Below are 15,475 nucleotides of genomic sequence, written 5' to 3' on the forward strand. Positions count from 1 at the left end.
GGATCCGCCAGGCCATCACCCGCTCGATCGCCGACCAGGCGCGCACCATCCGCATCCCGGTGCACATGATCGAGACGATCAACAAGCTCAACCGCATTTCCCGCCAGATGCTCCAGCAGTACGGCCGCGAGGCCACGCCGGAGGAGCTGGCCAAGGAAATGGACATGCCCGAGGACAAGATCCGCAAGGTCATGAAGATCGCGAAGGAACCGATCTCGATGGAGACGCCGATCGGCGACGACGAGGACTCGCACCTCGGCGACTTCATCGAGGACACCAACGTGATGTCCCCGATCGACGCCACCACCGACATCAACCTGATCGAAACCGTTCGCAACGTGCTGGCCGGGCTGACCCCGCGCGAGGCCAAGGTGCTGCGCATGCGTTTCGGCATCGACATGAACACCGACCACACCCTGGAAGAAGTCGGCAAGCAGTTCGACGTGACCCGCGAGCGCATCCGCCAGATCGAAGCCAAGGCCCTGCGCAAGCTGCGCCATCCCAGCCGTTCGGAAACCCTGCGCAGCTTCCTCGACGTGGAGTGATTCCGGCATCGCACCGCATAAAAACCCGCCGCGCACCGGCGGGTTTTTTGTTGCCTGCGGCTACAATTCCGCCTTGCGGGCCTATAGCTCAATGGTCAGAGCAGGGGACTCATAATCCCTTGGTTCCAGGTTCGAGTCCTGGTGGGCCCATGTCAAGAAACGCAAGTGCACGGAAGTGCACCGCAACCGGGAACCCTGCCATGACCGCCACACGACCCGCAGGACTGCTCACGGCGCTCGCGGTACTGGGGCTTGCCGCCTGTGGAACGCAGGAGCAGCCCGCGCACGACGCGGAGCCTTCCGGAAACGCGCCTGCGCAGGCCCAGCCCGCGGCAACGGCCACGGAGGCGATCGCCGCCTTCGAGCGCAACTTCGGCGTGCATGCGGGGCTGCGCCGCAACCACACCAAGGGCGTGTGCGCAGCGGGCGAATTCGTCGGCGATCCGGCGGCGCGGGCCATCTCGCGCGCTGCGCTGTTCTCCGGCGCGTCGGTGCCCGTGGTCGCGCGGTTCTCCCTGCCCGGCGGCAACCCCGATGCGTCCGACGCCAGCCCGACCCCGCGCGGCATGGCGCTGGAGTTCCGTCTCCCCGACGGCAGCCGCCAGCACATGACCATGCTCAACGTCCCGGTGTTCAGCGCAGCCACGCCGCAAAGTTTCCTCGACGGCCTGTTGGCGGCAACGCCGGATCCGGCCACCGGCAAGCCCGACCCCGAGCGCGTGCGCACCTACCGGGAAAGCCATCCCGACACCGCGCCACAAGCCGAATTCATGCAGACCTACCGCCCGCCCGCCAGCTACGCCAACAGCCGCTACTACGGCATCCACGCCTTCCGTTTCATCAACGCCGATGGCGTCTCCACGCCGGTCCGGTGGCAATTCGAGCCGGAGGACGGAGAGCGCGCGCTGGAACCCGCGGAGATGGATCGCCTACCGAAGACCTTCCTCGCACAGCGGCTTGCCGAACGCGCGGCGCGGGGACCGATCCGCTGGCAGATGCGGGTCGTCCTCGGCCAGCCCGGCGACCCGACGAACGATCCCACCCGGGCCTGGCCCGCGGACCGCAGCAGCGTGATGGCCGGAACGCTTTCGCTCACCGCCATCGGACCGCAGGTCGGCGGCGAATGCGAAGGCATCAACTTCGACCCGATGGTGATGACGGACGGCATCGGCGCCAGCGACGACCCGGTCCTCGCATTCCGCTCCCCCGCCTATGCGCTCTCGTTCGCCAGGCGTCTGTCCGAAGCGGCGCGTTCACAGGCACCCCACTAAGGACAACGCCAATCCCCGGGCGGAACGACCCCACTCCCGCAAAATTGGCACGGCACGCCGAACAGGATGGCACGGAGCGCGGCGAGCGGCCCAACGCAGCAGGGCCAACGTGTGGGGCCACTTCAGCACCTCGTACCGAAACGCTTTGACCATGCAGCGGCCGCACGGCGTTGCGCACCACGCAACAAAAGGACTGACGTGGGCTATGGGGTCTCCTGCGCAATGCGACGCAAGCCCGCGCCGATGCCGCTTTCGTTGTCCTCGAAGTTGGACAGGCCCGTTTCAAGGTCCATGATGCGCAGCCGCAGCAGTGCCAACAGGTTCGGGGCGTTGCGCAAGGTGGCAGCGCTGGCGGCGATGGTTGCAGGAGGCAGGCCTGTGGCGCACGGATAGTCGAGCATGTGCTTGATGCCCTCGTAATCGCCATCCTTCAGATCGCGTTCGCTGCATTTCTCGGCCAGCGCCTCCTGCACCGCATGCGGCAGCAGCATGCGGAAAGCCTGGCGATAGGTGGAATCCCGCGTATCCCGGGACAGCTGGTCGAACATCGACGTGTTGTAGACCTCGATGGCCAGGCGGCGCAGGCCGGGGTCGCGGATCAAGCCGATCTGGCCGGTGGAGACAAGTTCGTCATAGGTGGCGCGGTGATGAACGTATTCGCTGTACTGCGTGGCGCGATAGGCGCTGACCAGCAACGCTTCATCGGACAGGGGCAGGTCGCCGGCCAAGGCGTCGGCCGCGCGCCTTGCGTTGTCCAGCACCTGGCTGAAGTAGTGGTGCTGGAACTGCCATCCCCACGCCTCGATGCTCAGGTCGGCCTGCAGGCGCTGCGTGAAGTCGGCAGCCTTGCGTTCGTTTTGCCAGTCCTCGTTCCAGTTGGATGCCTGCACGCCCAGATACACGCCAATGACCAGCACCATCAGCTCGACAATGACACCCGTCCAGTCATGCTTGCGCAGACGCTCGACAGTGCGGCGGATGAATGTCATGGACGTTTTCGGTGCCGTTGACGCGACATGTCATCTTTCACGGTGTCGAAGAACGCGTCAAATTCCGATGGGCTGCGCTTCCTGGCCTTATCCGTAGATGACACCGTCGGACTGCAGGCCGCCGGCGAATGCGGAGGCATCAACTTCAACCCGGTGATGATGACTGACGGTATCGGCGCCAGCGCCGACATGACCCTCGCGTACCGCTGTCCTGCCCCACTGGCCGTTGAATTCGCTTCGTAAAAGCGAACTATCTATCCCCTCCCGCCTCGGAAGTGCGAGATGAAGTTGCTGCGGAAATTCCTGTGGCAGCCGAGGCAAGCGCGCTGGGTGCGCGCATAGGCATCGATGACGGCATCCCCGTCATTTCGTGCGGCAGCCGCGCCCATCGCCTGCGCGGCATCGTGGGCCTGGATGTCGTAGCCGCGGAACTTGCCGGCATTGCTGCCCAGCCATGCAAGAATTTTCACCTTCTCCGCCATCGGGGGTTCCGGGTGGTTGGCAATTTTCGGCGCAAGCCGGGCCACGGCCGGCCAGTCCTCGTTGGCGATCGCAAGCGAGGTGGCTTGCATGTCGCGTCCCAGTTGCGCCATCACGCTTCGCAGTGAATCGGGGGCAGACGGGGCGGCTGCGCGGACGCCGGGTGCGGCCACCGTCCACAGGAGCAGAAATCCGGTTGCAGCGGCGGATGTGAACAAGGCGGCATGGCGTGCGTTCATTTCGTTTTCCTCTTTGTGACCATCAAAATCTTCAGAATTCCAGGCTTGCGGCAACCGACCCGAAGGCGTGCGATCCGGATTGCCCACGGAATTCCTGCGTGCGCCAGACGCGCATGACGGCAAGGCGCAGGCCGTGGCCGGCCACCTGCCACTGGCTGCTGATCCCGGCGGCGGCCTGCGCGACGAACGGCCGCCGCTGTACCCGGTGGCTGTCCCGCAGCAGGTTGCCGTCCAGCGAAAAATCCCACGCGACGGCCTTGGCCTCCAGCGAGACGAAGGCATGCGCACCGGGGCGCGGTCCGCCTGCTTCCTGCGTCACGCCGTCCCGACCTTGTGTCAACGCGGAAGGCGGCCGGTTCTCGGCACCCGGACGGATCGGGTAGCTGCCGAAATCGTTGGGTAAATTCCATCCGACGCGGGCTTCCACGCCGAGACTCGCCGCTGTCTCGATGTTGCCGATGCGCAGGGCGCCGCTGCCGATGACGTCACTTCCCAAGCCCGGCCGGACGGCGCCGGACGCGAGGGGTCTGATCTTGCGTTCCCAGGCAAGCTGGAAGGCGGGTTCGTTGTGCAACTGGTTGTCCCAGCCATGGAAACGCTCGATGCCGCGCAGGTCGTGGACGAGGTTCTGTGTCTGCTCCGCCAGCGACCAGGGCCCGATCACGCCCAGCGTCAGTTCGCGGGTGTCCAGAATCTCCACGCGACGGCCGGGCGCCCGCCAACGACGGTTCCACGCAAGGCTCATGGAGAGCAGGCCGGCATACGGGCGCTCCTCGACGATCAGGTCGGTGCGCGCCTTGTCCGTCGGCGTGTACATGGATTGCCCGAAGCGGAGCACCACGTTCTGGACGGGACCCTCGGTGCCGCCCGCCTGCCAGAAGTCCGGATTGGCGCGGGCGATGAAAGCGGCAAACATTCCGACTGCAAAAGGAAGGCAATCGGGAGCCAACGGCCCTTCGAGGTCGCGTGACACCAGGACGATGGACGCGCCGTTCGTGTAATTGCGGTCCGTGCCGGCAAACAGGTCGTTCTCGAGCCGAAGGCTACCGCCGCGCCAATGCAGCGTCTGGTTCGCGGAACAATTTCCGGCCTGGCCGGCGCTGGACGGTGGCGACAGAAGTCCGAGCAACAGCAAAACGGACGCTCTCCGGCGCATGATCGCGTCAAGCCTGCGACTCCAATGACCTGGGCCGTCCAATGTGCCGTGCATTTTCGTGCCGTCAGCCTTGCGCGGACGCGCGGGCATCCGTCGCCGCAGCGTCCGCGCCCGCCGCATCGGAGACCGGAACCGGTGCATTCCATCCGCCACCCAGCGCCTTGTAGAGCGCCACCAGCCCGACAGCGGCCGTGCCATGCGCACGCGCACGGACGATCTCGGTTTCCAACGACTGCCTTTGCACCGCGAGCAGATCTATCACGGCAAGATCGCCTGCCGTTGCACGGGATTGCGCCGCCTGCAGGCTGCGATGGGCCGCATCCATTGCGCGCGAAGATTCCTCCAGCGACTCCAATGCACTTCGATATCCGTCCAGAGCCTGTTCGGCGTCTTTCAACGCGTCCAGGACGGCCTGTTCGTAGGCAAACGCGGCCTGCCGCGATGTGGCCTCACGGGCATGGATTTCGGCACGAACGCGGCCGCCGTCGAAAATCCGCCAGGTCAGCATCGGCACGATCGAAAAACGCCCGCTGCCGCCGCCGAACCAATCCGTTCCCGCCAGCGCTTGGAAGCCGCCGCTGGCGCTGATCGACAGCTTGGGAAACAGCTCTGCGGTTGCAACGCCAACATCGGCCACACTGGCGGCGAGCTTGCGTTCGGCGGCATAGACGTCAGGACGCCGGCGCAGTACTTCGGCGCGCTCGCCAACCGGGATCGGGCGCAGTTCCACGCTTGAAGGCGGGGCGTCCAGAAGCGCCAGTTCCGTTTCCGGCGGTTCGCCCAGCAGGACGGACAGGCCGAACAGTGCGGCACGGCGCCGCGCCGCAATCCCCGGGAGCGCGGACCGCGCGGCAGACAGCCTGGACTGTGCGGCATCGACCTCCGAAGCAGCCACGTCACCGGCCGCGGCACGCGCCCGCATGATTTCAAGGGTGCGCTCCAGGTTGTCCGCGTACGCTTGTTGCAGGCGGTATTCGTTGCCGGCACTGCTGGCCTCGAACCACCCGCGCGCCACTTCCGCCGCGACGCGCATGCGCACGCCCTGGGCCTCGGCCACGCGTCCTTCCAGCCTCGCCGTCGCGCCTTCCAGCGCCCGCTGCTGACCACCGAAGAGATCCAGTTCCCAGCGCGCATCGAAACCGGCATCGCGCAAAGTCTGCTCGGACTCGAGACCGGGCAGGCGGCCCACCGGAAGCGGCCCGTTCTCGCTCTGGCGGCGCCGGGTGAGGCTGGCGCCCGCCGAGACGGTCGGCGCCCGCCCTCCCGCAGCGCGATCGCGCAGCGCACGCGCCTCCTCGATCCGTGCCTCGGCCTGCTGCAGGTCCAGATTCCGGGAGAGCGCCTTCGAGACCAGGTGTTCCAGCACCGGATCACCCAATGTTTGCCACCAGCGAGACAGCGCTTCTGGGGACGTATCGTCCGCCCCGGGCTGCGACCAGCCGCCGCCGACATCGACGGGTGGTGCGGACCGATAGTCCGGCCCGACCGTCGTGCAGGCCGAAATCGAGGTGGCGCACGCCAAGGCCAGCGCCGCGCGGAGGAGCAGCCACCGCGAACGGGGCGCGAAACGGGCATGGTGGATCGATTTCATTGCAGGCGCCCTCGTACGAACACGGTGGACAAGGCAAGGGAAATGGCCGCGATCAGGGCCAGCGGCCAGAGGCTGGAGAACAGGGCGCCAGGCGGCGTGGCCTTGAGGAAACTTCCTTCGAGGATGATCAGGAAGTGGGTCAGGGGGATGGCCTGGGCCAGCCACTGCAGCACGACGGGCATGTTTTCCACCGGCGTGGCGAACCCGGACAGCAGCACGGCCGGAACGCCGATGGCGAAAGCGCCCAAGATCGCCTGCTGCTGGGTTGCGCTGATGGCCGAGAGCATCAGGCCAATGCCGACGGCGGACAGGATGAACAGCACCAGGCTGACCAGCAGCAGGGCGAATGAGCCGGTGAAGGGAATGTCGAACAGGAATACTGCGGCCGCCACCATGGACAGGCCAAGTGCGGTCCCGACGGCCAGGGCCGGCAGCGACTTGGAGATGATGATTTCAACGGTCGAGGCCGGCGAGACCAGCAGTTGGTCGAACGTGCCCAACTCACGTTCGCGGGCGATCGACAGGGACGTGATCAGGAGCGCGCTGAACAGCGCAAGGATGCCGGTCAGCCCCGGGACGATGAACCAGCGGTAGACCAGGTTCGGATTGAACCAGTGGCGCACCGCCCCGGGCGCATCGAGCGTGACGGCGTTATCGCGATCGGCGTCCATGCCGGCCACGATGGCGGACAGATAGCCGACGGTGATCTGGCCGGAGTTGCTGCGGCGTCCATCGACCAGCACCTGCAGCTTGACGGGTTCCCCGGCGGTGATCCTGCGCGAGAAATCCGCGGGAACCTCGAGCGCCGCGATGACCTTGCCGTTGTCGATCAGGCGCCGCAATCCGGCCCGATTGTCGACCCGCATCACGCGCCGGATGAATTCCGCGCTGTCCAGCCGCTGCTCGAGTTCGTGCGACCAGCGTCCGGCATCCCGGTCCAGCACGGCGACATCGACATTGCGCACTTCAAGCGTGGCGGCGAAGGCGAACACCAACAGCTGCAGGATCGGGGGGACGAACACCACGAGGCGGCTGCGCGGGTCGCGCAGCAGGCTCAGGACCTCCTTGATGAACTGGGCGCGCATTCGCGTCAATGACAATCGCTGGAACATCCCGACCTCCCGCTCATGCTTCCAGGTTCTTGCGGGTGGCCCGCTTGGCCAGCAGGAGGAACGCCACGCCGATCGCCCCCATGGCCAGCATGTTCGGCAGGAACACGCCCCACAGGTCGCCGGCAAGGAACACGGTCTTGAGCGACGAGACGAAATAGCGCGCGGGAATCAACCGGGTGAGCGCGCGGATCGGCGCCGGCATCGCGTCGATCTCGAACAGGAAGCCGGACAGCATGAAAGCTGGCAGGAATCCGGAAAACAATGCGATCTGCGCCGCCAGGAACTGGTTGCGCGCCAGCGCCGAGATCAACAGCCCCTGGCCGAGCGCTGGCAGCATGAACACCGCCGACAGCACCAGCAATGCCAGCAGCGAACCGCGCATCGGCACGCCAAACACCCACACAGCCAAGGCTGCTGCGGCGATCGTCGACAGCATTCCCAGAACGAAATACGGCAGCAGCTTGCCAATCAGGATCTCGACCACCGAGGCCGGCGTGGACAACACGGCCTCCATGGTTCCCCGCTCCCATTCGCGCGCCACCACGAGCGCGGTCAGCATGGTGCCGATGATGGTCATGATGATGGCAATCGCGCCCGGAACCAGCGCTCGCCGGCTTTCCAGCTCGGGGTTGAACCAATAGCGCGGCTCCAGGGCGACCGAGGCCTGGGGAGCGTCGACTTTTCCGGTCCGCCAGGTCTGGACAACGCCTTGCGCGTAATTGGCAACGAAGTTGGCGGTGTTGGGCTGCGAACCGTCGGTGATGACCTGGACCAGCGGGCGGGTGCCGCCTGCAGCCAGCCTCTGCTCGAAATCCTGCGGAATGACGACAAAACCGCGCAGCGCACCGGCCACGACCTGGTCGGCCACCTCGCGCCGGTCATGGGCAAAACGCACGTCCAGGGCGGAGGTGGCGGCGAAGGCATTGGCCAAAGACTGGGCCGAGGGCGCGGGCGACTCCACCACCACGCCGATCCGGACGTGGCGCGCATCCAGCGAAACCGCGTAGGCAAAGAGGAACAGCAGCACGACCGGAAGCGCGAAGGCGATGAGGAGCGTCGACGGATCGCGCAAGGCCTGCAGGCTCTCCTTGCGCACGAGAGCCAGCAGCCGGCGCCGATCGAATCGGGCCGAAAGGCCGGGCATCGCGCCGTCTGCCGCGTTCATGCCGCCTCCGCAAGCTGGCGATCCACGGCCTCCACCAGGCCGATGAAGGCGTCTTCCATCGTGGGATCGGGCCGAGCGTCGCTGGCGGCCCGGCGTTTGAGCGCATCCGGCGTGTCGAGCGCGATCAGCCGGGACCGGTACAGCAGCGCGACGCGGTCGCAGTATTCGGCCTCGTCCATGAAATGCGTGGTGACCATGACCGTCACGCCCTTGCGCGCCAGGCCATTGATATGGGTCCAGAACTCTCGGCGCGTGATCGGGTCGACGCCGGATGTGGGTTCATCGAGAAACAGCACCGGCGGCTTGTGCATCAACGCGCAGGCCAGCGCGAGGCGCTGGCGGAAGCCGAGCGGCAGCGCTTCCGGGGCGGCATCGAGCCAGGGCGACAGCCCGAAGATGGAGACCATCTCGTCGATCCGCTCGCGCCTGGCCGCACCGTCGAGGCCATACACGCCTGCTGAAAACTCCAGGTTCTGGCGCACCGACAGCAGGCCGTAGAGCGAGAACTTCTGCGCCATGTAGCCAAGCTTCGCCTTCGCATTGCCCGTCGCCCGCCGCAGGTCCACGCCGGCCACGTGCGCCTCGCCGTGGGTGGGCTTGAGCAATCCGCACAGCATCTTGAACGTCGTCGACTTGCCGGCGCCGTTGGGCCCGAGCAGCCCGAAAATTTCGCCCTTGCGCACCTCGAAACTCACATCGTCGGTGGCCGTGAACTCGCCGAAGCGCTTGGTCAGGTGTTTGCAGGACACCGCCGATTCGGCATCCGATTCCACCGCAGGCATCCGCTGTGCCAGCAGCGATGTCCCGCCGGGCCCGCCGCCCAGCAAATCGATGAATGCATCCTCGAACCGGGCCGGCACCTCGGCAGGACGGATATCCTGCGCTTCCGCCAACGCCCTCAGCGGCGCGGGGTCCGCCCCTTGGCGCAGCACCACGCGCACGCCCGCACCCTGAATGACGCCGTCGCCGACGCCCGGCAGATCGAGCGCCTGCGCCAGCACCTCACGCCGCTGCTCGCCGACGTCTTCGAGGCGATAGCTGCGCCCGACCAGCCGCCCGGTCAGATCGCCGGGCGGTCCGTCGAAGGCCAGCGTGCCCTCGTTGAGCAACAGCACGCTGTCGCAACGCTCCGCTTCGTCAAGATAGGCCGTGGACCAGACCACCGCCATGCCGTCGTCAGTCAGCGCCTGCACCATCCGCCACAGGTCCTGGCGGCTGACGGGATCCACGCCGACCCCGGGTTCGTCCAGAAGCAGAACCCTGGGACGGGCCATCAGCGCGCACGCCAGCCCGAGCTTCTGCTTCATCCCGCCCGAAAGCTTTCCTGCCAGGCGTTTCGTGAACGGGGCCAGCCGCGTGAACTCCAGCAGTTCGTCGAACAGTTTGGCGTTGTTGTCCGGATCCAGGCCGCGCAGGTGCGCATACAGGCGCATGTTTTCCATGACCGTCAGGTCTTCGTACAGGCCAAAGCGCTGCGGCATGTAGCCGCTGATGACGTGGATGGCGTCGTTGTCCCTGACCACGTCGTGACCCGCCAGGGTTGCACTTCCCGCATCGGGAGCAAGCAGTCCCGTGAGGATTCGCATGAGCGTGGTCTTGCCTGCGCCGTCCGGCCCGACCAGGCCGGTCAGGCGGCCATAGTGGATGCTGGCATCCAGTCCCCGCAGCGCCTGCACGGACCCGAAGCGCTTGCTCAGGCCGGAAATGACGACAGCCGGTTCACCGCCAGGGCCCTGGCTTGCCGCGATGGGTCGGGCAGCGACGCCGGACACGTCATTGCCCACCCGAGGCACTGTCTGCGACGTCGATCGTCACCGGCATGCCTTGGCGCAAGGCCCGGTCCGCATCGCGAACGACGATCCGGAGCCGGTAAACGAGATCTGTTCGAAGGTCGGCGGTTTCCACCGTTTTCGGAGTGAATTCCGCACGTGGTGAAATGAAGCCGACCTGGCCGTGATAGACCTTGCTTGAACCGTCCGTGCGAACCTGAACCTGTATTCCAGGCGCGATGCGCCCCAGATCCGGTTCGCCCACATAGGCCCGTACGTAGATCGGAGCATCAAGGCTGAGGGTGTACACCGGGCTCTGGCTCGTCACCATGCTGCCGGGTTCGCGCACTCTGGCGCTGACGGTGCCATCGCTCGGTGCACGCAAGGTGGCATCGGCCAGCGCGGTTGCCGCCTGGGCGCGCGCCGCCTCGGCAGCGGCAAGGCGCCCCTCGGCCGCTTCGATATCCTCGGCTCTTGCGCCCTCCGTGGCTTGCGACAGCGCGGCTTGCGCCGACTTGACCGCAGCGGCCGCCTGCTCGTTCGCCGCGCGGGCCGCATCGACCGTGCGCTGGCTGACGGCGCCGGTGGCCAGGAGGCTCGACTGGCGCTCGAAGTTGCGCCGGCTGTCAAGCGCCGCCGCCTGCGCCTGGTTCAACGCTTCGCGCGCTTGGGCAATTTCTTGCGGGCGCAGGCCGCGGCGCATCTTGTCCCGCTCCGCGCGGGCGATGGCGACGGCCGCCTCGGCCGCTGCCAGCGCATCACGGTAGGACGCGGCATCCAGCAGGGCCATCGGCGCCCCGGCCTCGACCACATCTCCTTCTTCAAATTTCATCGCCGCTACTCGTCCAGGCTGGCGAAAGGCCAGCTGGACTTCGCGGATGTCGACGTTCCCGTAGAGACGCAGCGGCGGTTTCGCCGCAAATTGGCGCCGCCATACCATCCAGCCCGCGATGACGACAAAAAGGGCGATGGCGATGCCTGCCAGCATGCGCAAGGCGGCAGGGGAGGGACGGCCCGGGCTCATGGGCAGGCACCTCCATCGCAAAAGGTCGCTTCAGACGAGGCAATCGCATCCCCCGCCCAGGTGTTCCGGAACAATGCACAGCTCATGACCGCACCTCGATGCCACGGCGGAAAATCGCGAAAGTGCGCGGAGCGTCCTCCCGAATCCGTTTGGCGTTCCCGGCCAGCAACGACTGCATCACCAGCCCCTGGATGCTTCCGACGAACAGGGAGACGGCGGCATCCACATCAAGCGCCGGGTCAAGCTGACCACAGCTCTTTCCGGCTTCGAACAGCTTCACCAACCTCTCGCGGTAGCGTTGCAGCATGGTTTGGGCAAGCTTCCGCGGAACGCTGTCCTTGTCCCGCTGCAACTCTCCGAAGAGCATCCTCGGCACGCCCGGGTGATCGGCAACGAATCCTGCGTGCGCAAGAAAGATCGCTTCGAGCGCTGTCAGCGGCGAAAGCCCCGGTGCCGCCGCCGCATCGATCCGCGCCAACAGACGCTCGGACACCCAGGACATCACCGCCTGCAGCAGCGCGTCCTTGGTCGGGAAATGACGGAACAGCGCGCCCTGGGTCAGCCCCATGTGCTGCGCGATCGCCGCGGTCGTTATCTCGCTGGGGTTCTGCCTGGATGCCAGATCAACCACGGCCTCGACGGTCACGGTCCGCCGTTCGTCCGCGGGAAGATTTCTTCGAAGCGACATGGGGGCCTCGGAAAGCTTGGAAGATAGTAAGCGATTACTAGCTTACAGCAACGGGACCCCAACGCAACCCCCTACGCTCAGCTTCGGTTCGTCCGGCCCGTGGACTCCAGGAGCGGGGGCTCGTCAAAGTGCCCGCACGAGAAGCTGGCCAATTTCCCATCGTCGCTTCTCATCAGAAACAGCGCGCTCAAGCCCTGCCGTATCGCAAGGTCGAGCCCATCTTCAGGTCCCAGAACCATCAGCGCCGTGGCCCAGGCATCCGCTTCGGCGCAGGTGGGTGCAAGCACGGTGACGGAGGCCGGCGACGAAGCCAACGGCAGGCCGCGCCATGGATCCATCGTGTGGGACAGGCGCCTTCCGTTGACCGTCACGCAGTGCCGATAGTCGCCGGAAGTGGCAACGGCTCCCTGCTCGAGTTCAAGGACGGAATGGATCGAGCGGGAACCGACGACAGGCGACTCCACGGCGATGGCCCATGGCTCCCCATCAGGACGCGGACCGAGCGCCCGCATTTCACCGTCGACTCCAACAAGCCCCGAGACAACGCCAAAGCCAGTGAGGACCCGCACAAGTTCGTCAACGCCATACCCTTTTGCAATCCCGTTCAGATCGATCGTGATGGGCGCGCGCTTGCATGCCGTACTGCTTCCAAGCTCCAGGGCCTCGCAAGCAGGTTTCCTGATGGCTGCCATGACAGTCTGGATGTGCCGTTCGGAAGCGGCATTCGGCCCGAAGCCCCAGGCATCGACGGCATCGCCGATGCCGATATCGAAGGCTCCCAGGGAGCGGCGGCCGATGGAAAGGCCCAACTCGAGCACCTGAAAAAGCGGATTCGGGACCACAACGCGGGTGCCAACCGGGGCGCGGTTCAACTGCATCAATGCACTGTCGGCGCGCCACGTGGACATCTGCGCATCCACGGCATCGACTGCCTCCTGCAAGGCCGCTCGAAGCGCTTGGACATCGAGCATTGGCCGAGCATGGAAGACCGCGGACCAGCGGGTTCCCATGGTGGGCCCGTTCAGGACGTGGCGAACAAGTTCAATAGACATCTTCGACATACCGCCCTCCGGCCTTGAGGGCTGCTGGCGTCAGTCCCATGGGTTGCAGGATTTCCGTCAACACGCCATGGACGCCCCGCGCCATGTCACGCCCGCCGCACACCATGATCCGGCCGCCCTGGCCGATGGTCGACGTGATCCGATGGGCATGCTCCAACAGGAGATCCTGCACGTACTGCGGCCGGGCCCCGCGCGATTCCGCAATGGCCAGATGCGACAGCTTTCCCTCGGCCTGCCAATCGGAGAATTCGTCCCTGTAAAGGAAATCGCCATCGGAGTGCCTTAGGCCGAAGAACAGGTGCACGGGACGGCGCGGCGCGTTGTTGCGGATGAACCCTGCCAGCGGGCCCACGCCAGCACCGGCGCCGATCAGAATAAGCGGCGAGTGTCCGCGATCCGCGTGGAATGCAGAATGGCGCCGCAGGAAGGCCTGGATCCTCTGGCCAGGTTCCATTCGGCTGAGCTGGCCCGAGGCAAGGCCGTGGGGATGCCTGCGAACGACGATCTCGATGAAGCCATCGCGATGGCTCGACGCAAGCGAGTAGAACCGTGGAATCGATGAGCCTTCGGGCACGACGCCCAGAAGATCCCCGGGCTTGAAGCGTTCAAAGCATCTTTTGCCGATGCGCCGGCTGTACGGCACCGAAGGAACGGCAAAGCGCAGGATCGATACGGCTCCATCCGAAGATGGGGCGTAATCGCGGCGCTCAAGCAGGGTCAATGCTTCCGTGGCAGAAAGGACGGGCTTGTGGACGAGCTGAAGATCAATTCCCAGAACATCGCCCAACAGGTGGCCCCAGCGTGCAAAGTCCTGCGGAGATTGGCGGTCGACGGTGTCAAGTGGCAGCAGGCATCTCCAGCCGATGGCGCGTATCTGTGCATCAACGTCGTGGGCATAACCGCAGAACGATGGAAAACCACGGTCACCGAATCCGAGTACGGCAACGGGTGCCGACGGCGGCACACGAAGCTCGCCGAGACGGCCAAGGAAGCCTTTGGCAGAAGACGGGGCATCTCCATCGCCATAAGTCGCTGCAAGAATCAGATAACGCTGCGCATGCGGATAGCGCGACGGGTGGAATGCCGACATGGGCGCGACGTGGACCCGATGCCCCGCGCTGCGCAATGCAGATGCCAAGGTCGCGGCAAAGCCCCAGGTGCTCCCGTTTTCGGAGCCCACCATGACGACGGTATCGGCGCGTGCGGCAGGCGCATTTGCCGGGATTCGTGGGCGGTTGCGCCATCCGGCGAGCCATACCAGCACGCCCGTCGCGGACAGGACTGCAGCACCCAGCGCCATGGCGCCCAGGAAAATCCCGAGGACCGGAGCGCCTTGAGCGGTATGGAGCATGTAGACCGTTTCCGAAACCCGCTGCCAGAACCCGAGGCCTTGCCATCCCAGCAGCTTTCCCGATCCCTGGTCGACGTATCCGACGCCGCGATCCGTCTTGAGGACATAAACGTCTTGCGGGTCATCCGCAGCGGGGAAACTCAGCTCGCGAAGCGAACTTGCCGGCAACGCGCGTAGGGCTTCCATCTCGCGCAGCGGAAAGCCCGTGCGCCCACTTGGTGATGGAGCCGCCCCAATGCTGGCCTCATCGATCGAGAGGATCTCGAAAGTTTCCGCCGACATCCAAAGCGCTGTCACCGCAGACAGCACAAGGCCGACGACCGCCACGCGCGCGATCTCGGTATGCAGACGGCCTGCAAGCGGTCCGCGCAGGCGGGCGATCCAGCGCTTCCAGCCGCCCAGGCGACGAACCGCGAGGATCGTCCCGGAAACGGCAAGAAGCAGCATTGCAAAGGCGCCGGATGCAGCGACGATGCGGCCGCTGTCGCCGAGGAAGAAAGAACGGTGCACTTCCGTGAACCAGCGGCGCACGGGATCCGGATCCGCGCTGGAAAAATCCCGACCCGTCGCCGGGTCGACCACCGCCGAACCGGGTTGCCCTCCATCGAACCACCACGCGCTGACCTGACCCGAAGGCGCGCGCCGGATCTGCTCGAGGCCCGGGTGGGCCACCTGCACGCGCGCTGCCAGATCGGCCACGGTCTGCGTTGAAGCCGGACGAATGGCACGCCCTGCTTCCAGGACGTTCACCACGGAAAGGGCCGTGCCGCTGAGGGCCGCAACGAACAGGACTAGGGACAGGACCAGTCCCACCCAGCGGTGGAAGTTGCGCATCATGCCGGCGGCCCTCGCCTCGATCTAGAGGCTGTAGCTGAGGCTTGCGACATAACGCTTCCCGGCAACGCGCGTTCCGGCACCGGCAGTGGTCAAGGGGACCGAAGCGTCCCGCGGACTGTCTTGCATGTCCTCCGCTGCGGCATCGACGTTCAGTCGGTAGCCCGCGTTGAAGAGGGCGTCCGTCAGATCCACGGTGA

14 protein-coding genes and 1 tRNA gene are annotated in these 15,475 nt (G+C 66.0%); 4 read left to right on the forward strand and 11 right to left on the reverse strand.

Going from position 1 to position 15,475, the window contains the following annotated elements; genetic code table 11:
* The 3 genes from Q0X16_RS09565 to Q0X16_RS09575 form a co-directional block, all read left to right on the forward strand.
* Nucleotides 1–545, forward strand: a 545-nt coding sequence (locus tag Q0X16_RS09565; protein ID WP_297833492.1) for a sigma-70 family RNA polymerase sigma factor, incomplete at its 5' end; no start/stop codon positions are given.
* Nucleotides 546–622: 77 nt separating this feature from the next.
* Nucleotides 623–695 (forward strand) — tRNA-Ile (locus Q0X16_RS09570).
* A 50-nt stretch (nucleotides 696–745) separates the two neighbouring features.
* A complete protein-coding gene (locus tag Q0X16_RS09575; protein ID WP_297833494.1) occupies nucleotides 746–1,816 on the forward strand; it encodes a catalase family peroxidase in 1,071 nt (356 codons plus the stop codon).
* Between the two features lie 203 nt (nucleotides 1,817–2,019).
* Here Q0X16_RS09575 and Q0X16_RS09580 read toward each other — a convergent pair whose 3' ends face one another.
* The gene (locus Q0X16_RS09580) at nucleotides 2,020–2,805 is read right to left on the reverse strand and encodes a hypothetical protein (RefSeq protein ID WP_297833496.1); all 786 of its coding nucleotides are present in this window, start codon (nucleotides 2,803–2,805) and stop codon (nucleotides 2,020–2,022) included.
* 27 nt (nucleotides 2,806–2,832) lie between these two features.
* Between Q0X16_RS09580 and Q0X16_RS09585 the strand changes: the two genes are divergently transcribed.
* Nucleotides 2,833–3,048, forward strand: coding sequence for a hypothetical protein (locus tag Q0X16_RS09585; RefSeq protein WP_297833498.1), 216 nt, complete (start codon nucleotides 2,833–2,835; stop codon nucleotides 3,046–3,048).
* 11 nt (nucleotides 3,049–3,059) lie between these two features.
* Here Q0X16_RS09585 and Q0X16_RS09590 read toward each other — a convergent pair whose 3' ends face one another.
* The 10 genes from Q0X16_RS09590 to Q0X16_RS09635 form a co-directional block, all read right to left on the reverse strand.
* Nucleotides 3,060–3,611 (reverse strand): cytochrome C, encoded by a 552-nt coding sequence (locus Q0X16_RS09590; protein WP_297833500.1) that lies wholly within the window; start codon nucleotides 3,609–3,611, stop codon nucleotides 3,060–3,062.
* Complete coding sequence (locus Q0X16_RS09595; RefSeq protein WP_345780287.1) at nucleotides 3,556–4,821, reverse strand: lipid A deacylase LpxR family protein; 1,266 nt, start codon at nucleotides 4,819–4,821, stop codon at nucleotides 3,556–3,558. The genes Q0X16_RS09590 and Q0X16_RS09595 overlap by 56 nt, the downstream gene beginning before the upstream one ends.
* Nucleotides 4,745–6,271, reverse strand: coding sequence for an efflux transporter outer membrane subunit (locus Q0X16_RS09600; RefSeq protein ID WP_297833503.1), 1,527 nt, complete (start codon nucleotides 6,269–6,271; stop codon nucleotides 4,745–4,747). Before Q0X16_RS09600 ends, Q0X16_RS09595 begins: the two co-directional genes overlap by 77 nt.
* On the reverse strand, nucleotides 6,268–7,383 hold the full coding sequence (locus tag Q0X16_RS09605; RefSeq protein ID WP_345780288.1) for an ABC transporter permease: 1,116 nt from the start codon (nucleotides 7,381–7,383) through the stop codon (nucleotides 6,268–6,270). The genes Q0X16_RS09600 and Q0X16_RS09605 overlap by 4 nt, the downstream gene beginning before the upstream one ends.
* Nucleotides 7,384–7,396: 13 nt before the next feature.
* Nucleotides 7,397–8,548 carry an ABC transporter permease gene (locus Q0X16_RS09610; RefSeq protein WP_297833508.1) on the reverse strand — a complete coding sequence of 384 codons (1,152 nt, stop codon included), beginning with the start codon at nucleotides 8,546–8,548 and terminating at the stop codon, nucleotides 7,397–7,399.
* Nucleotides 8,545–10,320 (reverse strand): ATP-binding cassette domain-containing protein, encoded by a 1,776-nt coding sequence (locus Q0X16_RS09615; RefSeq protein ID WP_297833510.1) that lies wholly within the window; start codon nucleotides 10,318–10,320, stop codon nucleotides 8,545–8,547. Before Q0X16_RS09615 ends, Q0X16_RS09610 begins: the two co-directional genes overlap by 4 nt.
* Nucleotide 10,321: 1 nt before the next feature.
* The gene (gene hlyD / locus Q0X16_RS09620) at nucleotides 10,322–11,305 is read right to left on the reverse strand and encodes a secretion protein HlyD (protein WP_297833512.1); all 984 of its coding nucleotides are present in this window, start codon (nucleotides 11,303–11,305) and stop codon (nucleotides 10,322–10,324) included.
* A 118-nt stretch (nucleotides 11,306–11,423) separates the two neighbouring features.
* On the reverse strand, nucleotides 11,424–12,029 hold the full coding sequence (locus Q0X16_RS09625) for a TetR/AcrR family transcriptional regulator (RefSeq protein WP_297833514.1): 606 nt from the start codon (nucleotides 12,027–12,029) through the stop codon (nucleotides 11,424–11,426).
* Between the two features lie 77 nt (nucleotides 12,030–12,106).
* The gene (locus Q0X16_RS09630) at nucleotides 12,107–13,090 is read right to left on the reverse strand and encodes an FAD:protein FMN transferase (RefSeq protein ID WP_297833516.1); all 984 of its coding nucleotides are present in this window, start codon (nucleotides 13,088–13,090) and stop codon (nucleotides 12,107–12,109) included.
* Nucleotides 13,071–15,278, reverse strand: coding sequence for a PepSY domain-containing protein (locus tag Q0X16_RS09635; RefSeq protein ID WP_297833518.1), 2,208 nt, complete (start codon nucleotides 15,276–15,278; stop codon nucleotides 13,071–13,073). Before Q0X16_RS09635 ends, Q0X16_RS09630 begins: the two co-directional genes overlap by 20 nt.
* Between the last annotated feature and the right edge of the window lie 197 nt (nucleotides 15,279–15,475).

It is taken from the genome of Thermomonas sp., assembly GCF_025993755.1.
Lineage (GTDB): Bacteria > Pseudomonadota > Gammaproteobacteria > Xanthomonadales > Xanthomonadaceae > Thermomonas.